Origin of the sequence: Mycobacterium paraense (assembly GCF_002101815.1) — a bacterium.
Taxonomy (GTDB): domain Bacteria; phylum Actinomycetota; class Actinomycetes; order Mycobacteriales; family Mycobacteriaceae; genus Mycobacterium; species Mycobacterium paraense.
In genome coordinates this window covers 129,671-153,969 of record NZ_LQPM01000036.1, presented here as the reverse complement: position 1 = coordinate 153,969, position 24,299 = coordinate 129,671, and the positions used below count along the sequence as shown (strand labels likewise).

At 66.6% G+C, this 24,299-nt stretch carries 25 protein-coding genes; 16 read left to right on the top strand and 9 right to left on the bottom strand.

Annotated features, from left to right (window positions below; genetic code table 11):
• Window positions 1–31 precede the first annotated feature (31 nt).
• The 10 genes from AWB89_RS23980 (at window position 32) to AWB89_RS23930 (ending at window position 12,122) form a co-directional block, all read left to right on the top strand.
• A complete protein-coding gene (locus AWB89_RS23980) occupies window positions 32–2,611 on the top strand; it encodes a transglycosylase domain-containing protein (protein ID WP_085177042.1) in 2,580 nt (859 codons plus the stop codon).
• Window positions 2,608–4,257, top strand: coding sequence for a glycosyltransferase family 87 protein (locus AWB89_RS23975; protein ID WP_085177040.1), 1,650 nt, complete (start codon window positions 2,608–2,610; stop codon window positions 4,255–4,257). The genes AWB89_RS23980 and AWB89_RS23975 overlap by 4 nt, the downstream gene beginning before the upstream one ends.
• Window positions 4,254–4,895, top strand: coding sequence for a DJ-1/PfpI family protein (locus tag AWB89_RS23970; RefSeq protein ID WP_085177038.1), 642 nt, complete (start codon window positions 4,254–4,256; stop codon window positions 4,893–4,895). Before AWB89_RS23975 ends, AWB89_RS23970 begins: the two co-directional genes overlap by 4 nt.
• 117 nt (window positions 4,896–5,012) lie before the next feature.
• Window positions 5,013–5,303 carry a 30S ribosomal protein S6 gene (rpsF, locus tag AWB89_RS23965; RefSeq protein ID WP_061557737.1) on the top strand — a complete coding sequence of 97 codons (291 nt, stop codon included), beginning with the start codon at window positions 5,013–5,015 and terminating at the stop codon, window positions 5,301–5,303.
• Window positions 5,304–5,374: 71 nt separating this feature from the next.
• Complete coding sequence (locus AWB89_RS23960; RefSeq protein ID WP_085177036.1) at window positions 5,375–5,893, top strand: single-stranded DNA-binding protein; 519 nt, start codon at window positions 5,375–5,377, stop codon at window positions 5,891–5,893.
• 42 nt (window positions 5,894–5,935) lie between these two features.
• Entirely contained in the window at window positions 5,936–6,190 is a 255-nt protein-coding gene (gene rpsR / locus AWB89_RS23955) for a 30S ribosomal protein S18 (RefSeq protein WP_068236173.1), read from the top strand.
• Window positions 6,191–6,220: 30 nt separating this feature from the next.
• Entirely contained in the window at window positions 6,221–6,682 is a 462-nt protein-coding gene (gene rplI, locus AWB89_RS23950; protein ID WP_085103451.1) for a 50S ribosomal protein L9, read from the top strand.
• A gap of 505 nt (window positions 6,683–7,187) precedes the next feature.
• Window positions 7,188–10,274: a replicative DNA helicase gene (locus AWB89_RS23940; RefSeq protein WP_085177034.1), complete on the top strand. Its 3,087-nt coding sequence runs from the start codon at window positions 7,188–7,190 to the stop codon at window positions 10,272–10,274.
• Window positions 10,271–11,128, top strand: coding sequence for a serine hydrolase (locus AWB89_RS23935; protein ID WP_085177032.1), 858 nt, complete (start codon window positions 10,271–10,273; stop codon window positions 11,126–11,128). The genes AWB89_RS23940 and AWB89_RS23935 overlap by 4 nt, the downstream gene beginning before the upstream one ends.
• Window positions 11,129–11,639: 511 nt before the next feature.
• Window positions 11,640–12,122, top strand: coding sequence for a DUF4262 domain-containing protein (locus AWB89_RS23930; RefSeq protein ID WP_085177030.1), 483 nt, complete (start codon window positions 11,640–11,642; stop codon window positions 12,120–12,122).
• Window positions 12,123–12,276: 154 nt separating this feature from the next.
• Here AWB89_RS23930 and AWB89_RS23925 read toward each other — a convergent pair whose 3' ends face one another.
• The gene (locus AWB89_RS23925; RefSeq protein ID WP_085177028.1) at window positions 12,277–13,308 is read right to left on the bottom strand and encodes a fused (3R)-hydroxyacyl-ACP dehydratase subunits HadA/HadB; all 1,032 of its coding nucleotides are present in this window, start codon (window positions 13,306–13,308) and stop codon (window positions 12,277–12,279) included.
• A 128-nt stretch (window positions 13,309–13,436) separates the two neighbouring features.
• On the opposite strand from AWB89_RS23925, the gene AWB89_RS23920 reads away from it, so the two are divergent.
• From AWB89_RS23920 to AWB89_RS23900, 5 genes are all read left to right on the top strand, one after another.
• Window positions 13,437–13,805, top strand: a complete 369-nt coding sequence (locus AWB89_RS23920; protein WP_241520587.1) for a hypothetical protein — start codon at window positions 13,437–13,439, stop codon at window positions 13,803–13,805.
• Window positions 13,806–13,926: 121 nt separating this feature from the next.
• A complete protein-coding gene (locus AWB89_RS23915) occupies window positions 13,927–14,232 on the top strand; it encodes a hypothetical protein (protein ID WP_142282619.1) in 306 nt (101 codons plus the stop codon).
• A 46-nt stretch (window positions 14,233–14,278) separates the two neighbouring features.
• Window positions 14,279–15,016 carry a DUF899 domain-containing protein gene (locus AWB89_RS23910; protein WP_085177022.1) on the top strand — a complete coding sequence of 246 codons (738 nt, stop codon included), beginning with the start codon at window positions 14,279–14,281 and terminating at the stop codon, window positions 15,014–15,016.
• The gene (locus tag AWB89_RS23905) at window positions 15,000–15,974 is read left to right on the top strand and encodes a sigma-70 family RNA polymerase sigma factor (RefSeq protein WP_085177020.1); all 975 of its coding nucleotides are present in this window, start codon (window positions 15,000–15,002) and stop codon (window positions 15,972–15,974) included. The genes AWB89_RS23910 and AWB89_RS23905 overlap by 17 nt, the downstream gene beginning before the upstream one ends.
• Window positions 15,975–16,046: 72 nt before the next feature.
• The gene (locus AWB89_RS23900) at window positions 16,047–16,787 is read left to right on the top strand and encodes a protealysin inhibitor emfourin (protein WP_142282618.1); all 741 of its coding nucleotides are present in this window, start codon (window positions 16,047–16,049) and stop codon (window positions 16,785–16,787) included.
• A 3-nt stretch (window positions 16,788–16,790) separates the two neighbouring features.
• Here AWB89_RS23900 and AWB89_RS23895 read toward each other — a convergent pair whose 3' ends face one another.
• Window positions 16,791–17,690, bottom strand: a complete 900-nt coding sequence (locus AWB89_RS23895) for a GGDEF domain-containing protein (RefSeq protein ID WP_241520586.1) — start codon at window positions 17,688–17,690, stop codon at window positions 16,791–16,793.
• Between the two features lie 374 nt (window positions 17,691–18,064).
• Between AWB89_RS23895 and AWB89_RS23890 the strand changes: the two genes are divergently transcribed.
• Entirely contained in the window at window positions 18,065–18,538 is a 474-nt protein-coding gene (locus tag AWB89_RS23890) for a GtrA family protein (RefSeq protein WP_085177015.1), read from the top strand.
• Window positions 18,539–18,552: 14 nt separating this feature from the next.
• On the opposite strand, the gene AWB89_RS23885 is transcribed toward AWB89_RS23890, so the two are convergent.
• The 7 genes from AWB89_RS23885 to AWB89_RS27595 form a co-directional block, all read right to left on the bottom strand.
• Window positions 18,553–20,067 (bottom strand): multicopper oxidase family protein, encoded by a 1,515-nt coding sequence (locus AWB89_RS23885; RefSeq protein WP_241520585.1) that lies wholly within the window; start codon window positions 20,065–20,067, stop codon window positions 18,553–18,555.
• A gap of 20 nt (window positions 20,068–20,087) precedes the next feature.
• Window positions 20,088–20,510: a hypothetical protein gene (locus AWB89_RS23880; RefSeq protein ID WP_174627869.1), complete on the bottom strand. Its 423-nt coding sequence runs from the start codon at window positions 20,508–20,510 to the stop codon at window positions 20,088–20,090.
• A 9-nt stretch (window positions 20,511–20,519) separates the two neighbouring features.
• The gene (locus tag AWB89_RS23875; protein WP_085177011.1) at window positions 20,520–20,888 is read right to left on the bottom strand and encodes a DoxX family protein; all 369 of its coding nucleotides are present in this window, start codon (window positions 20,886–20,888) and stop codon (window positions 20,520–20,522) included.
• 136 nt (window positions 20,889–21,024) lie between these two features.
• Complete coding sequence (locus AWB89_RS23870; RefSeq protein ID WP_085097833.1) at window positions 21,025–21,498, bottom strand: MarR family winged helix-turn-helix transcriptional regulator; 474 nt, start codon at window positions 21,496–21,498, stop codon at window positions 21,025–21,027.
• A 65-nt stretch (window positions 21,499–21,563) separates the two neighbouring features.
• The gene (locus tag AWB89_RS23865; RefSeq protein ID WP_085177009.1) at window positions 21,564–22,202 is read right to left on the bottom strand and encodes an NAD(P)-dependent oxidoreductase; all 639 of its coding nucleotides are present in this window, start codon (window positions 22,200–22,202) and stop codon (window positions 21,564–21,566) included.
• A 104-nt stretch (window positions 22,203–22,306) separates the two neighbouring features.
• Window positions 22,307–23,749: a phospholipase D-like domain-containing protein gene (locus AWB89_RS23860; RefSeq protein WP_085097840.1), complete on the bottom strand. Its 1,443-nt coding sequence runs from the start codon at window positions 23,747–23,749 to the stop codon at window positions 22,307–22,309.
• Between the two features lie 9 nt (window positions 23,750–23,758).
• Window positions 23,759–23,926, bottom strand: coding sequence for a hypothetical protein (locus tag AWB89_RS27595; protein ID WP_169716616.1), 168 nt, complete (start codon window positions 23,924–23,926; stop codon window positions 23,759–23,761).
• Between the last annotated feature and the right edge of the window lie 373 nt (window positions 23,927–24,299).

Sequence of the window (24,299 nt, the reverse complement as noted above, 5' to 3'; positions counted from 1 at the left end):
CAGTGACCTGAACGAATCAGCGACTGAGCGCGTGGGCAAGCACGCGAGCACCGACCGGCCCGGCGATCCCGACCGGCCGGGGCCGGATCGACGCGACGCGCCGCAAGGGCCCGGCCGCCGCCGTCCGGTTCCCCCCGACGACCGGTTGACCACGATCCTGCCGCCCGTCGTCGACGACCGCTCACCGCGCCGGCCCGACCCCATCCAGGAGGTCAAGGCGGCACTGGACACTCCCGCGACGGCGCCGCCGCAGCGTGACCCGCTCGACGAGGTCAAGGCCGCGCTGGAGGGGCGGGGCGCGTCGGCTGCGCGACGGGACGCGCCGATGCACGGCCGTCGCCCACCGGAGGGTCCGCCACCGCCGCCGCCACCGCCCGCTGGGTTAGGCGGCCCCGGGGGCCGGGCGCCCCGGCCCGGGATCGACTGGAGCTGGGTCGACCAGATCAACTGGCTCTGGGTGCGCCGCGCGGCCTACCTCACGTTGGCGGCGCTGGTGCTGTTGCCGATCGTCACCTTCGCGATGGCGTATTTCATCGTCGACGTCCCCAAGCCCGGCAACATCCGCACGAACCAGGTATCGACGATCCTGGCCAGCGACGGCTCGGAGATCGCGAAGATTGTTCCGCCCGAAGGCAATCGGGTCGATGTCAACATCAGCCAGGTGCCCGTGCACGTCCGCCAGGCCGTGATCGCCGCGGAGGACCGCAACTTCTATTCGAACCCGGGCATCTCCTTCAGCGGCTTCGCCCGGGCGGTGAACAACGACCTGTTCGGCGGCGGCGACCTGCAGGGCGGCTCGACGATCACCCAGCAGTATGTGAAGAACGCGCTCGTCGGTTCGGCCCAACACGGGTTCAGCGGCCTGATGCGCAAGGCCAAGGAATTGGTGATCGCGACCAAGATGTCGGGGGAGTGGTCGAAAGACGATGTCCTGCAGGCCTATCTGAACATCATCTACTTCGGCCGGGGCGCGTATGGGATTTCGGCCGCATCCAAGGCCTACTTCGACAAGCCGGTCGAGCAACTCACCGTCTCCGAGGGCGCGCTGTTGGCGGCGCTCATCCGGCGGCCGTCCTCGCTCGACCCGGCCGTGGACCCCAAGGGCGCCGCGGAGCGGTGGAACTGGGTGCTCGACGGGATGGTCGAGACCAAGGCGCTGTCGCCGAGTGACCGTGCTGCGCAGGTGTTCCCGACCACCCTGCCGCCCGAGCAGGCTCGCGCGCAATACCAGACAACCGGCCCCAACGGGCTGATCGAGCGCCAGGTGACCAAGGAGCTGATGGAGCTCTTCAACATCGACGAGCAGACGCTGAACACCCAGGGGCTGCAGGTCACCACGACGATCGATCCGAAGGCCCAGCAGGCCGCCGAGAAGTCGGTATCGAAATACCTCGACGGGCAGGACCCCGATATGCGGTCTGCCGTCGTCTCGATCGATCCGCACAACGGCGCGATACGCGCGTACTACGGCGGCTCGGACGCCAACGGTTTCGACTTCGCCCAGGCCGGGCTGCAGACCGGGTCGTCGTTCAAGGTGTTCGCTTTGGTCGCGGCGCTGCAACAGGGCATCGGCCTGGGCTACCAGGTGGACAGCTCACCGCTCACCGTCGACGGCATCAAGATCACCAACGTCGACGGCGAGAGCTGTGGGACGTGCAACATCGCCGAGGCGCTGAAGCTTTCGCTCAACACCGCCTACTACCGGCTGATGCTCAAGCTCAAGGGCGGACCGCAGGCCGTCGCGGACGCCGCGCACCAGGCCGGCGTCGCGAAGAGCTTCCCCGGCGTCGCGCACACGTTGTCCGAGGACGGCAAGGGCGGACCGCCGAACAACGGAATCGTGCTGGGGCAGTATCAAACCCGGCCGATAGACATGGCCTCGGCCTACGCCACGCTGGCCGCATCGGGCGTCTATCACCGGCCGCATCTGGTGCAGAAGGTCGTCAATGCCGAGGGCCAGGTGCTCTTCGACGCCGGCAACTCCGACAACGGCGGCGAGAACCGCATCGACAAGGGCGTCGCGGACAACGTCACCGCCGCGATGCAGCCGATCGCCGCCTACTCACGCGGCCACAGCCTGGCCGGCGGGCGCGCCTCGGCGGCCAAGACGGGGACCGTGCAGTTGGGCGACACCCAGGCCAACAAGGATGCCTGGATGGTCGGATACACGCCGTCGCTGTCGACGGCGGTGTGGGTGGGCACCGTCCAAGACAACGTGCCGCTCGTAACCGCTTCGGGCGCCGAGGTTTACGGCTCCGGACTGCCGTCGGACATTTGGAAGTCGACCATGGATGGCGCCCTGAAGGGCACGTCCAACGAGAGCTTCCCCAAGCCGAGCGAGATCGGTGGCTATGCGGGCGTGCCCGCGGCGCCACCCCCGCCGGCGCCGCCGCAGGTGAGCGTCATCCAGCCGACGATCGAGGTGGCACCGGGCATCACCATCCCGGTCGGCCCACCCACGACGATCACGAACGCGCCGCCGCCGCCCGTCGGCAACCAGCCGGGCGGCAACCAGCCGGGCGGCGAACAGCCGGGCTACCCCCCGCCGGGTGGGCCGCAATTCCCCGGCGTCCCACCGGGCGGCCCGCAAGCGCCCCCGCCGCCGCCGTGACCGGCGCTGGGCAGCAAAGCGCCACCATCTCACCCCAGCCGTTGGCGGGTGATCTGCGCAGCGTCGACAACCGCGACTGCCCAAGCCGCACCGACTTTCTGGGCGCGGCGCTCGCCGAGGCCGCTGGCGGCCCCGTGGGCCGCCACGCGCTGATCGGCCGGTCCCGCCTGATGACCCCGGTGCGGGTGATGTTCCTGATCGCGCTGGTCTTCCTCGCGCTGGGCTGGTCGACCAAGGCCGCCTGCCTGCAGAGCACCGGCACCGGGACGGGTGATCAACGGGTCGCCAACTGGGAGAACCAACGCGCCTACTACGAGCTGTGCTACTCCGACACGGTGCCCCTCTACGGCGCGGAGTTGTTGAGCCAGGGCAAGTTTCCGTACAAGTCGAGTTGGATCGAAACCGACGCCAGTGGCGCCCCCCAGACCCGCTACGACGGGCAGCCCGCGGTGCGGTACATGGAATATCCGGTGCTGACCGGCGTCTACCAGTACGTGTCGATGGCGGTGGCCAAGACCTACACCGCGCTCAGCAAGGTGGCCCCGCTGCCGGTGGTCGCCGAGGTGGTGATGTTCTTCAACATCGCGGCGTTCGGGTTGGCCTTGGCCTGGCTGGGCACCGTCTGGGCGACCGCGGGCTTGTCGGGCCGGCGCATCTGGGACGCCGCCCTGGTGGCCGCCTCGCCGCTGCTGATCTTTCAGATCTTCACCAACTTCGACGCCCTGGCAACGGCTTTCGCGATGGGCGGTCTGCTGGCCTGGGCCCGGCGCAAACCGGTGCTCGCCGGCGTGTTGATCGGGTTGGGCGCCGCCGCCAAGCTGTATCCGCTGCTGTTTTTGGGTCCCATGTTGGTACTCGGCCTCCGCACCGGCCGCCTCGGCGCCTTCGCGCGCACCGCGGGGACGGCCGCCGCGACCTGGGTGGTGGTGAATCTCCCTGTCATGGTGCTCTTTCCACGCGGCTGGTCCGAATTCTTCCGGCTCAACACCCGCCGCGGCGACGACATGGACTCGGTGTACAACGTGGTGAAATCGTTCACGGGCTGGCGGGGTTTCGATCCCAAGCTGGGCTTCTGGCAGCCGCCGACCGTGTTGAACACGGTGGTCGCGGTGACGTTCATCGGGTGCTGCGCGGCGATCGCGTACGTCGCACTGACCGCTCCGCGGCGCCCGCGGCTGACGCAGTTGGCGTTCCTGGTGGTCGCCGCCTTCCTGCTGACGAATAAGGTCTGGAGCCCCCAGTTTTCGCTCTGGCTGGTGCCGCTCGCGGTCCTGGCGTTGCCGCATCGCCGAATCCTGCTGGCCTGGATGACGATTGACGCGCTGGTGTGGGTGCCGAGGATGTACTTCCTGTACGGCAACCCCAACCGCGGCCTGCCGGAGCAGTTCTTCACCACGACGGTGTTGCTGCGCGACATCGCGGTCGTGGCGCTGTGCGCGCTGGTGGTGCGGCAGATCTATCGCCCGGAGGAGGACCTGGTGCGGTGGGGCGGGCGCGTGGACGATCCGGCGGGTGGCCCGTTCGATCGCGCCTCCGACGCACCACCCCGCTGGCTGCCTCGGCGGCCGCGGCCGCCCGGGCGGCGGCGCGCGGACGCGCCGGTGCCCGTGGCCGACCCCGAAGCAGCGGCGGTGGGCCAGCCATGACCCTGGTCGCGATCCCGCTGTTCGATCGGTTCACCGCCCTCGACGCGGTGGGCCCCTACGAAGTGCTGCAACGGATTCCGTCGATCGACGTCGTGTTCGTGGGCCAGCGGCGGGGCGAGGTGCGCACCGAGAACGGGATGCTCGGCGTCGCCTGCGACGCCACCTTCGACGAGGTCAGCGCCCCCGACGTGGTGGTGGTCCCCGGCGGCATCGGAACCCGCCGGCTGATCCACGACGACGTGATCCGCGGGTGGCTGCGCTCGGTGCATCCGAACACCACGTTCACCACATCGGTGTGCACGGGCGCGCTGTTGCTGGCGGCCGCCGGCCTGCTCGATGGGTTGACCGCGGCGACCCACTGGCGGGCCGCGGACCTGCTCAACGAGCTGGGTGCGCGCTATGTCCCGACGCGCGTCGTCGAGCACCTACCCCAGCGCCTCGTCACCGCCGCGGGTGTGTCCAGCGGCATCGACATGGCCCTGCGGCTGGTCGAGCTCCTGGTCGACCGCGAGGCCGCGCTGGCCGCCCAGTTGCTCATCGAATACGACCCGCGGCCGCCGTTCGACGCGGGCTCCCTTGCCAAGGCGGACGAGGCCACCGTGGAGAGGGCGAACGAGTACCTCCGAGCCCGGCAGTAGAGCGGATTTCCTGGGCCGGCCCCGGGTCCGGTACCCTGGTGCGGTTGCCGACGCAGGCGACCCTCCTGCCGCGGATCGACCGTGGCCGCTGAGACCAGAGGAGGTGGTGAGGTTTCCATGCGTCCATACGAAATCATGGTCATTCTTGACCCCACGCTCGACGAACGCACCGTGGCCCCGTCCCTGGAGACGTTCCTCAACGTCGTCCGCAAGGACGGCGGAAGCGTCGACAAGGTCGACATCTGGGGTAAGCGCCGGTTGGCCTACGAGATCGCCAAGCACGCCGAGGGCATCTACGTGGTCGTCGACCTGAAGGCCGAGCCGGCGACGGTATCCGAGCTCGACCGCCAGCTGAGCCTCAACGAGTCGGTGCTGCGCACCAAGGTGATGCGCACCGACAAGCACTGAGTTCCGAGTGTCGTCGGACCTGCGTAGGCTCAGCCGGAACGTATCTGTGAAGGCGGACCGAGGAGGAAATTGTGGCTGGTGACACCACCATCACCGTTGTCGGCAACCTGACTGCGGACCCCGAACTGCGGTTCACTCCCTCGGGTGCCGCCGTGGCGAACTTCACCGTGGCCTCAACGCCGCGGATCTACGACCGGCAGAGCGGTGAATGGAAGGACGGCGAGGCGCTGTTCCTGCGGTGCAACATCTGGCGGGAGGCCGCCGAGAACGTCGCGGAAAGCCTCACTCGCGGCTCCCGGGTGATCGTCACCGGGCGGCTCAAGCAGCGTTCCTTCGAAACGCGTGAGGGCGAGAAGCGCACCGTGGTCGAGGTCGAGGTCGACGAGATCGGCCCCTCGCTTCGGTACGCCACCGCCAAGGTCAACAAGGCCAGCCGCAGCGGCGGCGGGGGTGGCGGCTTCGGCGGGGGCGGGGGCTCTCGCCCGGCGCCGGCCCCGGCGCAGCCGGCCAGCGCACCGGCCGACGACCCGTGGGGCAGCGCCCCGGCATCGGGGTCATTCGGTGGCGGCGACGACGAGCCCCCGTTCTAACCCCAAACTTCAGACCAGTAGTAAACGGAAAGAAAGACAGACATGGCCAAGTCCAACAAGCGGCGCCCGGCTCCGGAAAAGCCGGTCAAGGCGCGCAAGTGCGTCTTCTGCGCGAAGAAAGAGCAAGCCATCGACTACAAGGACACCGCGTTGCTGCGCACTTACATCAGTGAGCGCGGCAAGATCCGGGCGCGTCGCGTCACCGGTAACTGCGTGCAGCACCAGCGTGACATCGCGACCGCGGTGAAGAACGCCCGCGAGGTGGCCCTGCTGCCCTTCACCTCTTCGGCGCGTTAGTCGCCGAAAGACGAACGGAAAGTACTAACGATGAAGCTGATTCTGACGGCCGACGTCGACCACCTCGGCACGGTCGGTGACGCGGTCGAAGTCAAGGACGGGTACGGCCGCAACTTCCTGCTGCCGCGCGGCCTGGCGATCCTCGCCTCCCGCGGCGCGCAGAAGCAGGCGGACGAGATCCGCCGGGCGCGCGAGACCAAGATGGTGCGCGACCTCGAGCACGCCAATGAGATCAAGTCCGCGATCGACGCGCTGGGCCCGGTCACGCTGCCGGTGAACGCGGCGGGGGACTCGGGCAAGCTGTTCGGCTCGGTGACCGCCGGCGACATCGTGGCGGCCATCAAGAAGGCCGGGGGGCCCAACCTCGACAAGCGGACCGTCCGGTTGCCCAAGGCCCACATCAAGGCCGTCGGCCAACATCGCGTCTCGGTGCACCTGCACCCGGAGGTCGACGTCGAGGTTTCCGTCGACGTCGTGGCGTCAGCTAACTAAGTAGCGTTTGCTCTCTCCAGGCGGCGGCCGCAGCTCGGCCGTCGCCTGGTTTTGCGCGCCTGACGCGCGCTTCCTCCTGACTTAGAAGTCAGGCCGGGCCCCTGGCCTGGCGAACTAATTCCAGGCCCTTGCCCCCCGTGGCCATTAACCACCTCGTAACGCGGCGAAAATGTGGCCGAAAGCCAACACGCCCGACGCAGTAACCTGCGCCGACACGCCGTAGAGATTCTTGTCCACACGAAACGGGGCGGGTTGTACGACCCTTATCAGCAGAGATATCAAAGTGCCTCGAATTAATCCACAGGTTCTCCACACCCCGCTCAACACAGGTGTCGAAGGATATGCACACACGATGCACAGCGTTATGAACAACGGCCCCTTTAAGTACTGGCCAGCAACGTTTACCGTCGTCCCGGCGCGGTCAGTGTCGGCGCCTTGACTTAAGCTCAGAACGTCGGTTATCGAATGTATGTTCGGGTACTCGTGATAGGGGAGGTGGGAGTGCATGGCGGTCGTCGATGACGTGACCTCTGGCATGGATTCGACCCCGCCGAGCGAGGAGTTCGGCCGGCAGCCCCCACAGGATCTCGCCGCGGAGCAGTCAGTGCTGGGCGGAATGTTGTTGAGCAAGGACGCCATCGCCGACGTGCTGGAACGGCTGCGGCCCGGCGACTTCTACCGCCCCGCGCACCAGAACATCTACGACGCCATCCTCGATCTCTACGGCCGCGGCGAGCCGGCCGACGCCGTGACCGTGGCCGCCGAACTGGACCGCCGCAGCCTGCTGCGGCGCATCGGCGGCGCGCCGTATCTGCACACCCTGATCTCCACGGTGCCCACGGCCGCCAACGCGGGCTACTACGCGGGCATCGTCGCGGAGAAGGCGCTGCTGCGCCGCCTGGTGGAGGCCGGGACGCGCGTGGTGCAGTACGGCTATGCCGGCGCCGAGGGCGCCGACGTGGCCGAGATCGTCGACCGCGCCCAGGCCGAAATCTACGACGTCGCCGATCGCCGGCTGTCCGAGGACTTCGTCCCCCTCGAGGACCTGCTGCAGCCGACGATGGACGAGATCGACGCCATCGCCTCGAGCGGTGGTATCTCGCGTGGCGTGCCGACCGGCTTCACCGAGCTCGACGAGGTGACCAACGGCCTACATCCCGGGCAGATGATCATCGTCGCGGCCCGACCTGGAGTGGGCAAGGCGCTCGCGCTGGATACTCCGCTGCCCACCCCGGCCGGCTGGACGACGATGGGCGACGTCGCGGTCGGCGACGAGCTGCTCGACGCCGACGGGCGCCCGACCAGAGTGGTGGCCGCGACCGGGGTCATGTTGGGCCACCCGTGCTACGAGATCGAATTCTCGGACGGGACGGTCGTTGTGGCCGACGCCGAGCACCAATGGCCTACCACTCGCGGCATCCGCACGTCGTCTCAATTGCGGTGCGGTTGGGACACCATCGCCGCGGCCGGATCCTCGATGCGTTCGGCCGAGCGGGGGGTCACCACCGCACTGCTTGCCCCGGTCCTGCAGATCGAATCGGTTCGACGCGTGGACAGCGTTGCCGTGCGCTGCGTCGAGGTGGACAATCCAGCGCGTCTGTACCTGGCAGGTCCGGGAATGGTGCCGACCCATAACTCCACGCTGGGGCTGGACTTCATGCGCTCATGCTCGATCAAGCACCGCATGGCCAGCGTCATTTTCTCGCTGGAGATGAGCAAGTCCGAGATCGTGATGCGACTCCTCTCGGCGGAGGCCAAGATCAAGCTCGCCGACATGCGCTCGGGGCGGATGAACGACGACGACTGGACACGGTTGGCGCGGCGGATGAGCGAAATCAGCGAGGCGCCGCTGTATATCGACGACTCGCCCAACCTGACCATGATGGAGATCCGCGCGAAGGCCCGCCGGCTGAAGCAGAAGGCCGACCTCAAGCTCGTCGTGGTCGACTACCTCCAGCTGATGACGTCGGGCAAGAAGCACGAGTCGCGGCAGGTGGAAGTCTCCGAATTCTCAAGGCATCTCAAGCTTTTGGCCAAGGAGCTGGAGGTTCCGGTGGTCGCGATCAGCCAGCTCAACCGGGGCCCCGAGCAGCGCACCGACAAGAAGCCAATGCTGGCCGACCTTCGCGAATCGGGATGCCTCACGGCGGCGACGCGGATCTTGCGCGCCGACACCGGCGCCGAAGTCACGTTCGGTGAGCTCTTGCGTACCGGCGAGCGGCCCATGGTGTGGTCGCTGGACGAGCGGCTGCGGATGGTCGCGCGGCCGATGACCAACGTGTTCCCGAGCGGCCGCAAGGAGGTGTTCCGGCTGCGGCTGGCCTCGGGCCGCGAGGTCGAGGCGACCGGCAACCATCCCTTTATGAAGCTCGACGGCTGGACGCCGTTGGAGGAGCTCAAGATCGGTGATCGCATCGCGGCTCCCCGGCGCGTTCCCGAGCCCGTCGACACGCAGCGGATGGACGAGTCCGAGGTCATTCTGCTCGCCCACATGATCGGCGACGGGTCGTGCGTGAAGCGCCAGCCGGTCCGCTATGCGTCGATCGACGAGGCCAACCTCGCCGCGGTGACGATCTCGGCCGCGCACTTCGGCGTGACCGCGGCGCGCGATGAGTATCCGGCGGCGCGCGTGACCACGCTGCGGTTGCCTGCCCCGGATCGGCTCGCGCGCGGCCGGCGCAACCCGATCGCCGCCTGGCTCGACGGTCTCGGTCTATTCGGCAAGCGCAGCTACGAGAAGTTCGTACCAGAGGCCGTCTTCCGAGCACCCAACGACCAGGTGGCATTGTTCCTGCGTCACCTGTGGGCCACCGACGGATCGGTGCGGTGGGACGCGAAAGCCGGCCAGGGGCGGATCTATTACGCCTCAACCAGCCGGCGCCTCATCGACGATGTGGCCCAATTGCTGCTGCGGATAGGCGTCTTCTCGCGAATCAAGCTCGCGCGGAAGCTTGGCTACCGAGACTCATGGCACCTGTGCATCTATGGTGCGGAGAACCAGCTACGGTTCCTTCGTCATGTCGGCGTACACGGAGTGAAAGCAGTAGCGGCACAAGAGGTCATGTCGCGTCTCGAGGGCGTCGTGCGCAATCCAAACCTGGACACCGTGCCGAAAGAGATCTGGTCGCGGGTCCGAGAGGTTCTCTCCGACAAGGAGATGACTCATCGCCAGTTCGCTTCGGCTATGGGCATCCAGTTCTGTGGCTCGACCCTGTGGAAGCGCTCACCGAGTAGGGCGCGACTGCATCGTGCCGCCGCGCTCCTCGGCGATGCCGAGATTCACGACCTGGCCACCAACCACGTCTACTGGGACACGGTCGTCGAAATCACCAGCCTCGGCGACCAAGACGTTTACGACGGAACGGTTAGCGGCACACACAATTTCGTCGCGAACGGCATCAGCGTTCACAATTCTTTGGAACAAGATGCGGACATGGTCATTTTGCTGAACCGGCCCGATGCGTTCGAGCGTGACGATCCGCGCGGCGGGGAGGCGGATTTCATTCTCGCCAAACACCGTAACGGCCCGACCAAGACGGTGACTGTCGCACACCAGTTGCATCTGTCGCGGTTCGCCAACATGGCACGGTGACGGACGACAACGCGTCTCAAGGGCTAGGGCTGCTCCAGCGATCGGTCGACGATGTCACGGGCACCAGCCCCGGCATCGATTGGTCGGTGTGCATTCGAGACGCCGCAGGCCACGAATTGGCTGGCCGCGATGCCGAGCGTCCGATGAAGACTGCGAGCATCGGCAAGCTGCTGCTGCTCGTCGAGGTGGCACGGCAATGCGGAGCGGGCGATCTTAGTGGCATCACCTTGCTAGGCCGGGATCCAGAGCTCTTGGTCGCCGATTCGGGAATCTGGCAGCACCTCGACGTCGAGAGATTGTCCATCCAGGATCTCTGCGTTCTGATTGCCTGCGTCAGCGACAACCTGGCGACGAATGTCTTGCTGAAGCGCGTGGGCTTGGGCAGGCTTCGTGCTCTTGCCGAATCCCTCGGCTTCGTCCATACGGCGCTGCTCGACTACGTCAGAGATCACCGCGGCCCCGCTGATCCCCCGACACTGTCTACAGGCTCAGCATCCGAGTTGTCGAGTTTTATGGGTCAGCTGGCCCGCAAAGAGCTGATATCGCCAGCGGTTTCAGAACAGGTAAACGCCTGGCTGGCAACATCGGTAGACCTGTCCATGGTCGCGACCGCGTTCGGGCTCGATCCGCTGGCCCACGCGCCTTCGGATCGAAAGTTCTTTGTTCGTAACAAAACTGGCGCCGACGCGGGGGTCCGGGCAGATGTGGGCACGATCGGGCGAAGCGCCGCCCGGTTCGACTACGCGGTGATCGCCAACTGGGATGCGTCAAACCCCGACCTGCGAGACGCGGCGCTGTCGGGAATGCACGCGATCGGCATGACGATGAGGACCATGATCGAAAGTGCTTCGTGAAAATGGTCCGAATGAGGCCGCGTTTCAATGAACGCCCGGGCGGGCGAAGCCGACCTGCGGTCCTACGTCAACTAACCCGAGTGCCGTCCGGTCAGCGCATGCGGATGGTGTGGTATCGGCTGCCTATCGACGCACCGATGGCCAAGGCGCGGTAGGCATTGTGCACGGCACTGACCCGATGACGTTCAGGCACGGTTGGCGCGCCTGCCCTTCGTGCCACACGGGATCATGTCGTTCGATGACGCCGAAGTCGTCCCCATATGGGCCAATCCCGCGGAACTGGACCCCGCTAGGATCCGGCCTTTCTGCTCAAGGTGGTCGACCGTCGGGCATACCCCTTCGGGGGAGCTGACTTGAATCGCCTGCGTGAGCGGAAATCTCGCCTGCCAGGTGCATCCTCACTGCTGCACTCACACCTGAGCCGATGCCCTGGTCTCGGCGGTGCTGCGTCCGAGAACTTGTCGGAGGGTGCGCGCATGCTGGTGCGCAACTACTACGAAAGGGAGCTGCGATGTGCTGGCAATGCGACAATCCCGACGGCACAACCGAGGAATACCTGGACGTGCTGCGTGGAACGATCCTCGACCACGGTTGGGCGGTTCAGTACGTCGAGAGCGAGAACAGGCCGTTCGCTTACACGGTCGGGTTACACGGTCGAGGGCTACCCGAATTGATGGTCACGGGTCTGCGCGCCGACACGGCCTGTCGCGTGCTGAATTCCATTGGCCACATGATCGTCGACGACGGCACGGTGCTAGCACCGGCGATGCATATCGACTACAAAGACAGGTTTCTCATCGAGGTCGTCGAGGTCGAGCACCCCGATGTCCATTTGAAGTTCGCTATCGCGCTCTTCGGCCCTCGGGTTCGTGCCCTGCAGTTGGTGTGGGCTGACGACAAGGGCCGTTGGCCGTGGGATGCGGGGTGGGGGCACGGCCGTCGTCGGCAACCGGTGCTCGGCGTCCGTGCGGAGTGCCCGGGCTCTGCCGCCTAAACCCTTCCGGCTTCCTGCACCGTGCCGTTCTTGGCCACATCTCGACCGGGGAGGTAGCCATCGTCGCCAGCAGGTATGCCCTCTGGAACCGCACCGCACCGACCACGATTCACCGGCGGCACCACGATCGGCCACTTTTTCCATGGCCGTCAGCTCAGCTGAAGCGGATGTTCAACGTGGCCAGGCCGAAGATCTTTCGGCCACCGGCCTTCGCGCCGACAATGAGGACACCGGTGCGGGTGTCCGGGTCCAGCGACTTGATCCGGCCGCTGTACTCGATGTCTGCGCCCTCGGCGGCCGACACGACCGCCGGCTGGGACAGCCGCACCGTGTAGCGGGTGACGGCACCGGGATCGCCCGACCATGCGGAGGCGAATCCGGCGCCCAACCCCATGGTCAGCATTCCGTGGGCGATCACGTCGGGCAGCCCCGCCAGCTTGGCGATGCCCTCGTCCCAGTGGATCGGGTTCGCGTCGCCGGCCACGCCCGCGTAGTTCACCAGGTCGCCTCGGGACAGTCGGGCGTGGCGCACCGGTAGCTCGTCGCCGACCTGAACGTCCTCGAAGGACGGCGTCCCCGGTGTGCGGGTTGCGCCTCCTTCGGCGATCCGAACCTCACCCGCGGGCCGCACCGTCTTCTCATACCCCGCCCCCGATTCGGCGATGGCGACGAGGTCCACGTCGTGCATCATGATTTTCGGCGCGGCGGACTTGATCGCCGGATCGACATCTTCGGCCGTGACGCCGACGACGGTGGTGTGCAGGGTGTGCACCCGCTCGCCGTCGGTATCGGTGAAGGTGTTGGTGACGGTGATGAAATCCCTGCCGGCGGTCCTTCGCACCGACGACAGCTCGACGTCGATGTGCAGTTCGTCGCCCGCCACGATCGGACGGTGCTGCTCGAAGACTTCCTCCGTCTGCAGGTAGGTGTCGTAGCCGACGACCACCGACTCGAACATCCGGCGATTGCACATCATCCCCGGGACCGACGTGAACGTCAGCGGCGCCACCAGGCCCGAGTAGCCCAGCTCAGCGGCCGCATCGACGTCCCAGTGCGCGGGGTGATAGTCCTGCACCGCGCGGGCGTATTCGCGCACCTTCTCGCGTCCGACGACGTAGGTGCCGTCCATCCGGTAGTAGTGGCCGACCCGCGATTCGAGCGCCGACGCTTCTGTAGCTGCGGTCATCAGTTTGCTCAACTTTTCTATCGGCTTGTTTCGATGTGGCCGACCCAAGCACACTAACGTGCGCAAACCGGGGGGAAACACGCCGTGTCGGACCGCCGGCGTCGGTGCTGCTCTTTACACTTCGGCTTGTGCCGAGCTGGGAGCAACCATCGACGATCGCGCCGTGCGGTCATTGTGGTGAAGAAACGGTGTGGCTGAAGACGGCCTACGGCGGGTGGGGCTTGTTCGATGCGGAAATGGCGCCGACGACGGAAAGCCATGAGGGCAATCGCTTCGCGATCGATCGTCGGACGCGCCTTGTCGTCGACCTCGATTGCACCCGCGAAAAGCGCTGGCCCTCAAGTTGTTTACGGCTGCATAAATTTTCCTGCCCCGAGACCTACGACGAGGCCCGGTTTTACCCGCGTAGGCCTCGTCAGCAAGCCCAGGTCGAGCTGGACGATTTCTGGGATCGTCTGATGCGCGTGGGAACAGCACCGCAACGAAAGACGAGCTGACAGGCCCAGGGCCCCACGCCGCCGTGGGCGGCTGAAACTCACCGCTGACGCCGCGGCCGGGGCAGACTGCGCGATGAATTTGGCCCGGCTTGGACCTCTGTAGTGGTTGGAGGTGATCGCTGTGCGGAGAGCTGCTGTGGTGCAGTACTTCACAACCAACGAGGGTGCGCAACGAAACCGCGAGCTGATCGAGGACGTACTGATCGAGCTGGCCGCCCGGGACGCCGGGGGCATGGAGTATCAGGTGCTGGTGTTCGACGACGGCATCGGATTTATGCATGTCGTCGCGTTCGATGGGACCGCCGACCCGTTCGCCGACTGCGCGGCCTATCGCGAATTTCATCGTCGGCTCGCCGAGCGCCTGGCCACCAAGCCGGTCGTCAGGCACGCGATGCTGATCGGCTCGTATCACGGCCGGCAGCGATGACTTTCGACGGTCGCGCTCCTCAGTACTGCCGAGGAGAGGAGTCGAAATGAAAATCACCCATACCGCGTCGCGCGAGGAGTGGCTGACGGCACGTCTGGATCTGCTGGCCAAGGAGAAGGCCGCCAGCCGACAGCTCGCCGCGCTCGCCGAGCAGCGGCGCGCCCTTCCCGCGGTGGCCATCGACCAGGACTACATGTTCGAAGGGCCCGACGGCAGGGTGACGCTGAGCGAGCTGTTCGAGGGCCGCAGCCAGTTGATCGTTTACCACTTCATGTGGCTGCACGACCTCGATGAGGGCTGTCCGAGCTGCTCGTTCGCCGTGGACAACATGCCGGATCCCGTGCACCTGAACGAGGGTGCGGACACGACGCTGGCCCTGGTGTCCCGAGTGCCGTATCCGACGATCAGCCAGTTCAAGGCGCGAATGGGATGGCGCCTGCCTTGGTACTCGTCGCACGGGAGCGACTTCAACTACGACTTCCACGTCAGCAACGATGAGTCGATCAGACCCGTCGAATACAACTACAAGGACAAGGCCGCGCTGCTGCGCGAAGGGCTGGCCTACGTCGCGGCGGACGGCACCGACGGGCAAGGGGTGAGCGTCTTCGTTCGGGATGGGGACAGGGTGTTCCACACCTATTCGGCCTACGGTGTCGGCGCCGATGTCATGCTGAGCACCTACCGGTTCCTCGATCTAACCCCGCTGGGCCGGCAGCGCTACATCAACGAATGGCCATGGCACGACACCTACGGGGCACCGGATCGTCATGAGCACCACCATTGACCGTGGGGGAGAGGACTTCGCGCGGCTCGCCGAGCCGTTTCGTCGGGAGCTGATCGCCTACGGGTACCGCATGCTCGGCTCGGTCGACGACGCCGAGGAAGTCGTGCAGGACGTCTACCTGGACGCATGGCGAGCGTACGACCGGTTCGAAGGCCGCTCGTCGCTGCGCACCTGGCTGTATGCCATTGCCACGCGCGCGTTCGTCAAGGCGGTCGAGCGCCGCAAGCGCCGCCCCCTGCCGTCGGACCTGCACGCTCCGGCGGCCGACCCCACCACGCACCCTGTCGCGGCTGATTCGGAGGTGACTTGGCTGCAGCCCGCGCCGGATTCGTTGTTGACCGCCACGACCACCGATCCCGGCACGGTGGTGGCCGCACGCGAATCCATGCGACTGGCTTTCGTGGCCGCCCTACAACTTCTTCCCCCGCGGCAGCGGGTGGTGCTGATCTTGCGGGACGTATTGTGCTGGTCTGCAGCCGAAGTCGCGACGCTGCTCGACCTGAGCGTGCCCGCGGTCAACAGCGCCCTACAGCGCGCCCGCGCGCGTGTCCCCGCGAACAGCGACTCGCTGGTCCAGCCGTCGGAGCCGAGGCAACGCGAACTGCTCGACCGGTATGTCGCCGCATTTCAGAACGCCGACGTTGACGGGTTGGTCGCGGTATTAACCGAGGACGCGATCTTCGAGATGCCGCCGTTCCTCACGTGGTTTTGGGGCGCCGGGGCGATCGGCGGCTTCCTTGGTGCGCGCATGCGCGCGTTCGGGAGCACTCCGGTCATCCGCACCACCGCCAACGGCCAGCCGGCGGTGGCTCTCTATCCGGCGACCGCCGATGGACAGCACCGCCTGCATGCCCTGCACGTCCTCACTCTCGTGCCGCAGGGCGTCGGTCGCGTCGTGTCGTTCCAGGATGTCGACGGACTGCGGCACCTGGATCTTCCGCGTCTACTGCCGACCTGAATTACGGCGGCAAGTTAAGTAGTCGACTACTCATGCGGCCCGACGTGGCGGCTGAGAGGCTGTTGGCGTCCGGTGGCGGTCTTCGAGCAAAGGGCGGCGATGGAAGTCACGATCGAGCGGTGCGGCGGTTGGGTAGGCCGAGCTGAGAGGCTCGGGCCCGTCGACATGGCGGCTGTGCCGCACGGCTCTGCGCGACGGATGGGTGCTGTCGCCGCCGAAATGAACTTCTACGGCTTGCCGGCCACCATCACCAAGCCCGGTGGCGCCGACCTCGTCGAGTACAAGACGACCATTACCGACGGCGGTCGCACACATACCGTCTACTCGAACGACCTGTCGGACGCGGCGTATCAACGAAAGCTCGCGGATCTGATCGGGCTGCTCGAACTGTCGGGAGCCAAGTTCGCGGTGATTGAGCCGGCGAGCAGCTCGAAGGCGGCAATGGAAGCCTTGCGATACGACCTCACCGGAGGGGGCATAACGCTCGCGTACTTCACGTTCGGTGACCTCAAGAATGAGCGGGTTTTGTGGTATTCCGACTCGCATCGGTCACTGGACTTCTACCACAACACCGTCCGCACCGGTGACGTCCCCGACCTCGACGGCCGCTGTGTCATGGTCAATCTCAAAGGCGAGGGGCGCAAGGCGGTCACCGCGACTCTGCTGGTCCCCAGCATCCGCTTCACCGGCGCCGACACCGCATGGTCGACACCGGTTGACGCGGCGATGATCATCGTAAGTCCGGCCGCGAGCGGCCGGGGCAAGAGCTACCGCGCCATCAATCTCGTGGGCGAGGCCCGCAACCACGACTAGGTTTCAGCGGCCGGGCGGCACCGGAATGTCGGCGTGCCGAACCTGGTTCCCCCCAGCGCGTTTCGCCTCGTACATCGCGCGGTCCGCGGCCTCCACGAGATGTTCGACGAGTTGCCGGTCGAGGGCCGCGTCTTCCGACGACAGCCGTATGCTGCTCACGCCCAAGCTGGCCGTCACACCCCATGGCGTAGCGGCGATTGCCAGCCGCATCGCCTCGGCGGTCTGCAGGGCATCGGGGGCGCCGATGGTCTCGGCCACCAGAAATTCCTCCCCGCCGACCCGGGCGATCACCGTTGTGCCCGCGCTGATGCGACGCAGGTTGTCGGCGACGGCCACCAGGATGCGGTCCCCGGTGGCGTGACCGTAGGTGTCGTTGATGCGCTTGAAGCTATCGAGATCGACCATCAGGACACTCAGACAGCGGGCGTCGGTATTCGTCGACAACAACCTGGACGCCGACCGATAAAAACCCCGCCGGTTGCGCAGGCCGGTGAGCGGATCGGTCGAGGACTTCAGCGCGTCGACCGACAGCCAGTGCACGAGTATCTGTCCGCAAAACGGCACGGCCAGAATGCCCGCACTCAGCACCAGCAACTTGGCCGCCGCCATCGATACGTCACCGGCCGCGGCGATCCGGGCGGCACACACCGCCGCGGCAGCCAACGCGGTGTCCAACGTGAAAACCAGGAGACGTGCGGAATGAAAGAACGCGACGTAACCCGCCAGGCCGCCGAACGCCGCGCACCCCAGCATCCCGCTGCGCGGATCGCTCTCGATGAGGCATGTCGCGGCGAGGCCGAGCGTCCCGACCATTGAAAACACTTGGGATTGAACGCGTGTCGGCCAACTCAGCGCCCACACCGACGCCATTCCGAGCAGACTGACGATGAACACCAGCGCCACGGCACGCTGCGCGGGCGTTCGCGGTCCCGACGGGCTGCCGAGCATCAGCAACGTCGCGACGGCCAGCGTCGCCAGGATGGCAACTAGTAGGAATCGGACGAACGGCTTCAACCCGCGCGCCGCGAGATAGTCCGACAGCCAGTCGTAGTGGTCGGGTTGACGCCACCACACGCCGATCCAATGCATTTCGACGGCCCTGGCCCCTCCTCGACGGCACACTTCAACGGCGCAGACGACCAAACCTTCGTCGTATGCTACTTAGCACCGCGGAAACGAGGGCCTCTTTACATTTTCAGCGCGGGTCGGCCTGAAGTTCCGCGGAGAGTTGGCCCACTGATCACACGGTGGATACCTGGCCGTGGGACGGTAGCCGGGTGCGAGCCGAATTGCGTACCAGCCGATCACGGCCGGTCGACCGATTCCATCGGTTCTGCGAGGCGGTCGTCGATCGGCTTCCGTGGGGGCTCGGATCGGTCATTGCGCCGACGTTCCTGGGCTTCTGCCTCATCAACGGTGTCACCTTCGGCCTCGACCTCGCGATGCTCACGGGTTTGCGCAGCGGCCTGGGCCTTCCGGTTCCGGTCGCGGTCACCATCGCGTACGCGTCGGCGTTCGCGCTGAGCTACCTACTCAACCGCACCTTCAACTTTCGGTCCCATGCCCCGGTCGGACCGCAGGTTGTGGTCTACGCCGCGGTCGTTGTCGTCAACTACTTGGCGTTCATCCTCGGGGTGTCCAGCGTGTTGACGGCCCTTGGCGTGCAATACCAGTTGTCGCGCCTGGTGGCCGGCGTGTGTGAGGCCGTGTACATGTACAGCGCGATGAGGTGGGTGGTCTTCCGGCGCTGAATGCGCCGGATCCATCAGACGGTGACGAAGTCGGCCATCATGGCCATGTCTTCGTGCTCGAGGTTGTGGCAGTGCACGAGATAGGTGCCGCGATAGTCATCGAATCGCACGACTACCTCGACCGCCTCGGACGGCGCGACGTCCACCGTGTCTTTCCATCCGCCATCGTATGGGCCGGGCGGCTTGTTGTTGCGCGACAGGACCTGAAAGTGGTTGAGGTGCACGTGGACCGGGTGCCGAATGTCGGTGATGAAGCGCCAGATCTCCACGTCGCCGAGCCGCGGCGTCGCGAGCGGAACACCCGGCTGATAGGGCTTGTTGTTGATCGTCCACAGGCCGTCGCGGCCCTGCCCGAACAGGAACGTGCGCGTTGCGGAAGCGTCGCGGCGGTCCAGCAGCGCGAAGCTGTCGCTGAGGCGCGCGGGCACCGCCGAGTCGTCGGATCGATCCGTGCCGACGACGTCGAAGCGCAAAACCTGCGCCGCGGACTGCGTTCCGAGCGTGTTCACCAGGCGCACCCGGGTGCCGGGCCGATACCGGGAAAAGTCGACGACGACATCGAAGCGTTCCGCGGGGGCGATCTCGACGGCGTCGTGGCTCACTGGGCTCGGGAGAAGCCCACCGTCGCTTCCGATTTGGATGAACGCCGATCCGCCGGCCGGCTGAGGATCGAGCTGCAGCCGGTAGCGACGGGCGTTGGACGCGTTGAGGATTCGGAATCGATACCGTGCCGGGTCCGTGTGCAGCACCGGCCAGGGCGCACCGTTGACCAACACGACGTCCCCCAGGACGCCGTTCATGTAGGGCGCGGCCACCGCGCCGCCGCCCGCGGCGGGGTACTGGAACGAGCCATCGGCGGCAAACGACCGATCGGTGATCATCAGGGGGATATCACGCGGGCCCCGGGGCAGCGGCAGGCCGTCCTCCTCGTCGTCGTGAACGAGGTGGAACCCCGCGAGCCCTCGCCAGACGGCCGGCCCCGTGTAGCCCATACGATGGTCGTGATACCACAGCGTCGCCGCCCGCTGTCGCATCGGATAGACGTACTCCCGTTGTCCGGCAACGACGTTGCGCCCCATGTCCGCTGCCATGCCGTCGTGGGTCGTGTCCGCCGACTGCGGCGTGATCAGGTCGAGGGGGTACCCGTCGCTATCGGGTGGCGTGTGCCCCCCGTGCAGGTGCACGACGACCGGCACGGGTAGCGCGTTGTCGTGGCGGACCACGGTTCGCCGGCCCGAGCGCGACACGATCGTGGGACCCGGAAACGTGCCCCCGTAGGTCCAGGCGCGCGTGGCGAGACCGGGCAGGATGGCGAGGTCTGCCACTTTCTGTGTGATCGCGTAGTAGTCGGCGGTCGCGTCGCTGGCGACCGGTGCCAGCTGCTTCGGTACGGGCAGGGACACCTGGTAGGGCGGGGGCAGCGGCACCCGGCTGGGCAGCAGCCTGCCCGGCTCGGCCGGCCCCAGCGCCGTCTGCACCGCCGGCCATCCGGCACCGAGGATGCCGACGCCCGCCGTGGCCAGGCCCATGCGTAGCATGGTGCGCCGTTTCACGATGCCACCGCGACGTCGTCAATGGGCGCGCGCGCCGGCAGCGGCGTACGCCACACCATCGCCGTGAGCTGAACGATTCCGGCGACGAGCAGCACACCGAGCGGCACGTGCACCGCCGCGGAATGCAGTTCGCCGGTGGCGAATTCGGCGACCAGCAACAAGGTTTGCACCACGCTGGCGAAGAAGGGTGCGCGAGGGCCGCCGGCCCGCCAGACCCACGCCAGAATTGCGATCTGGGCAGCCGAGGAAATGGTGATCGCCCTGGCGCCGATCGCATGCCACATCAGCGCGTCGTACTGCCCGCCCAGGAAATCGCCGGCCAAAACCGCCTGTGTCACGGCCAGCAGGGCCAACAGCGCGGTGCTGCCGCGGGCCAACAGCAGCGGCAAACGGGTGGCGGTGCTCGCTGTGTTACGCATGCCAGTTACTCAGAGGACCGTCGGGTGGGCCGCGATGGCCACAGTCAGTGCGGCGCAGTTGAGCGCCAGCAGGAATCCGCCGAACATCATCTGGCCCGTGATGTCGTGGGCGAGTACGTGGGTGTACACGGCGCACACGAAGAAGACGACCAGCCCTGCGGCAGCGGCGATCCCGATGGCCGGCACCCACAGCCCGACGATGAGTCCCGCGGTGCCCAGGGTCTTCAAGGTGCCGATGGGAAACCTCAGCCAAGACACCGGCACACCGGCGCTGGCCATCCCGGGCAGGATCGGCGCGAAGTGGACCAGCGCCGCGATACCGGAGAATCCGTCGAACGCGATCGCGATGTAGGTAACGACGAGATATGCAGTGTGCACGGCGGCTCCAATCACGGATAATGATTATCACGATATATGACAATCATAGGTCGTGCCAAGAGCCGAGGCCCGTGCAGTCGGAAGCAAATCGCCGGCGGCGGCGATGTTTCGAGTGTCGATCGGAAGCCGCGGGCGATCACGCCAGCTGCGGGTGCACTCCCGGGATGAGCCCCGCTCCGGCGGCGACGCGTTGCAGCAGCCGGCGCAGGGTGGCGCTCTCTTTCGCAGACAGCGGCGCGGTGATTTGGTCCTCGATGCTGCGGCCCTGCTCGTGCAGCGCCGGCAGCAGGCGACGGGCCTTGGCCGTCAGGGTGACCGCGACCGCGCGCCGGTCATCCGGATGTGGCAACCGCTTGGCCAATCCTTGTTGTTCGAGGTTGTCGATCACGGTGACCATGGCGTTGCGGTGGATGCCGAGGCGTTCGGAGAGCTGGCGTTGCGACTGGCCGTCGTCGCTGGCCAGTGCCACCAATACCGCGTAGGTGCGCGGGTCGGCCCCGATCGGCGCCAGGCGGCGCTGGAAGTCGCTGCTGATATAGGAGCCCAGCTGCGCCAGCAGAAACGGGATGCGTTCGTCGAGTTCGGCGATACCGGCGCGCTGCTCACTCATCGGCCCAGGTTACCGCGCCGAGGATTATCACAAGAACGGATAGTCGCGTCGTGGGCCGGTTTTCGTCAGTACGCGACGCCGACCGCGTGGCGGAATGTCTGCGGTGCGGGCAGGGCCTCGAGCATGGCGTGCGCGACGTCGGCCCGAGAAATCGAGGAACCTCGGGCGACGTTGGCGCCTAAGGCGGTTCGATAGCGGCCGGCGATGGGTTTGTCGACCAGCCGCGGCGGGCGCACGACCGTCCAATCGATGTCGCTGGCCTGCAACAGGGCTTCCATCTCCGCAAGGTCGGTGTACACGTTCCGGAAAATGGATTTCACGACCGGCAGCAGCACCCAGCGATTCACCAGGCCCTCGCCCTCGGCCATCGGGCCGACGGGGGCAGCGCTGACGCCGACAAAACGACGCGTCGAGCAGGCGTCCATGGCGGTCACGATGGCGCGGGTGCTGGACGAGACGACGGGCCCGTCTTTTCGTCCGTGCGGACCCAATGCCGAAAGCACCGCGTCGCTTCCGCGGATCACGGGAATCAGCGCGCCGGGGTCGTCGAGCGCGGCGATGGTGGCGACGCGGAGCCCGGGGCCCGTCAAAGGGAGGCGCCGGGCATCGCGAACGACGGCGGTCACCGCGTAACCGCGTTGGAGGCCTTGCTTGACGAGCTCCCTGCCGACACCGCCGGTAGCTCCGAACACCGTAATCCGCATCGCCGACCGCCTCCTCGAAGACCATGACCCGACCGCCGTCTGTACCCGGTACAGGATTGTCACGATACATGATAATCATGAACAGGTATATAGGACGTCCGCCGTCATTGCGACAGTCTTGCCACCAACCGCCGCATGCTGCGGGTCAGCGATCGCGGGACGTGATTGGGATCCATCAAGTCGTTCTCGGCCAGCGGGCTGTCCTCACCGTCGATGGTCCGGGTGGTGAACCGCCGCAGAGTCTTGCCCTGCCCGCGCAGCGTCTCGACGGCCCGCAGGACGGACTCACCCTCCCGCACGCTGCGCTCGAACTGGTCGACCGACACGCCCAGGTGTTCGGACACCAGTTGGTCCCGCACTGATCTGATCACCCGCCGAATGGGTTGGTGTGCTTGGTCTTCCGGGTCCGCCTCGATGGCGAGGTCACACTCGCTGTCGAAGCCCAACGACCGGTTGTTGAAGTTCGACGAACCGATGCGCAACAGCCGATCGTCGACGATCAGAACCTTCGAGTGGACGTAGATGGGTGCGCCACCGTCGGTCTCTGGCCAGTAGACGCCCAACCGACGGTGGGCGTCGGCGGCCCAGAGCTCCTGGATCAGCCGGTGGCGCGCACCGTCCATCGTTTCCCGCTCGAGGCGGTTCAGCCCCCTGCGGGGGAGGACGATGACGACCTCCGGACCATCGTGTTCTCTGAGCCGGTCGGCCAGCGCCTCGACCACCTGACGGGACGCCAGATACTGGTTCTCCAAATAGATGGTGTGGCGCGCCGCGGCGATCGCCGCGAGGTTGAGCGCCTCGACCTCGCGAACCTCGTCACGATCGTTCAACGTGGGCAGTGTGCGCGCGATGCCGACGTCGACCCGGCGCAAGATCGGCTCCAGGCCGGACGGCCATACGGCGTGGGCGCCGCCGATCGGTTCCAGCGACTGGCCGGTCGCGCTGCGCCACCTATCCCGGGCGACTTCGGCGAGCGCGGTCGCCGCGGCGCCGTCCACCGCGGTCGCAACCTCGTGGCGCGGACCGTACCTGCGGCCAAGCGCTCGCCGAAACCGGTTGTGGTGCTTGTGTTCCGGGGTGTCCCAGCGATCCAGCGTGAGGTCGATGCCCCCGCAGAACGCCACGACGTCGTCGACGATGACGAGCTTCTGGTGATGGACGGAGCCGGTCGGCCTGGCCCCGTCGATGGCCAAGCGCAACCGCTTGCTGCTGAGCCGGTTCACCACCGACACCGGGGTGATGCCGTACCAGATGCCGTCGAACACCGGCAGCAGGCGCAGGTTGGACTTCAGCACGTGAATCTGAAGATCCGGCCTTCGCCAGAGCAGCCAATAAAGGAAGGCCCCCAACTGGTTCGGGCCGGCCAGTTTCTTCCCGCCCCTTTCGAATGTCGTCCTGGTGTCGAAGTCCCAGCCGACCAGCATGATGCGGTGCTTGGCGCGCAGCATCGCCGCCTTGACGTACCGGAAATAGTCGGCGGCGTCGACGATCAAACCCAGCTGATCGGCGCACTCGACACGCCAGCATGTCTTGCCGGTGATCAGCACGGAACGGCTCTATCGGGTGCTCTCGTCGGGGAGGTCGTCCCGGGACTGGTGCAAGCCGGGTCCTTCCGGGTCGTCGTCTTGGTGTTCCAGTTTTTCCTGCAGTTCGCGTTGCTGTGCGGTCGCCTTTCGCGCGTCTTCGGGCGCCGGCGGTGGGTCGATGTTGGCTTGCTGATCCACGCGACATCTCCTCCAAGGCTTCGACCGATCCTTCTAGGCAGGATCTCCCGAATCTGCCGATTCGAAACAGGATTGCGGCGGACCAGGCGGTTGGGGGCGGCTTACAGCCCCGAGGACGGCGGCCGCGGCTCGCCGGGTCGCGGCGGCCTCCCGGCGGGCGAGTTGCGCTCGCTTGCGAAGTTGCCGGGCGTATTGAGTGTTGTCGCGCGGGCGAGGCGGACCGGCGATGCCCGAAGTTTCGCGCGCGATGCGTGTCCGATAGGCCTTCTGCCGGCATGCCCCCGAGCAATAGCACGCGTCGGAGCGACCGTAGAACGCGGTCCCGCATTCGTAGCATCGCAATTTGGTCGCCGCCACGTCGTGAACGTTACGG

Bases quoted from the DNA above. Each gene is read 5' to 3' on its own strand.
- AWB89_RS23970 (WP_085177038.1), top strand. From the start codon at position 4,254: ATGACCCTGGTCGCGATCCCGCTGTTCGATCGGTTCACCGCCCTCGAC.
- rpsF (WP_061557737.1), top strand. From the start codon at position 5,013: ATGCGTCCATACGAAATCATGGTCATTCTTGACCCCACGCTCGACGAA.
- rpsR (WP_068236173.1), top strand. From the start codon at position 5,936: ATGGCCAAGTCCAACAAGCGGCGCCCGGCTCCGGAAAAGCCGGTCAAG.
- rplI (WP_085103451.1), top strand. From the start codon at position 6,221: ATGAAGCTGATTCTGACGGCCGACGTCGACCACCTCGGCACGGTCGGT.
- AWB89_RS23940 (WP_085177034.1), top strand. From the start codon at position 7,188: ATGGCGGTCGTCGATGACGTGACCTCTGGCATGGATTCGACCCCGCCG.
- AWB89_RS23930 (WP_085177030.1), top strand. From the start codon at position 11,640: ATGTGCTGGCAATGCGACAATCCCGACGGCACAACCGAGGAATACCTG.
- AWB89_RS23925 (WP_085177028.1), bottom strand. From the start codon at position 13,308: ATGACCGCAGCTACAGAAGCGTCGGCGCTCGAATCGCGGGTCGGCCAC.
- AWB89_RS23910 (WP_085177022.1), top strand. From the start codon at position 14,279: ATGAAAATCACCCATACCGCGTCGCGCGAGGAGTGGCTGACGGCACGT.
- AWB89_RS23905 (WP_085177020.1), top strand. From the start codon at position 15,000: ATGAGCACCACCATTGACCGTGGGGGAGAGGACTTCGCGCGGCTCGCC.
- AWB89_RS23885 (WP_241520585.1), bottom strand. From the start codon at position 20,067: ATGGGCCTGGCCACGGCGGGCGTCGGCATCCTCGGTGCCGGATGGCCG.
- AWB89_RS23880 (WP_174627869.1), bottom strand. From the start codon at position 20,510: ATGCGTAACACAGCGAGCACCGCCACCCGTTTGCCGCTGCTGTTGGCC.
- AWB89_RS23870 (WP_085097833.1), bottom strand. From the start codon at position 21,498: ATGAGTGAGCAGCGCGCCGGTATCGCCGAACTCGACGAACGCATCCCG.
- AWB89_RS23865 (WP_085177009.1), bottom strand. From the start codon at position 22,202: ATGCGGATTACGGTGTTCGGAGCTACCGGCGGTGTCGGCAGGGAGCTC.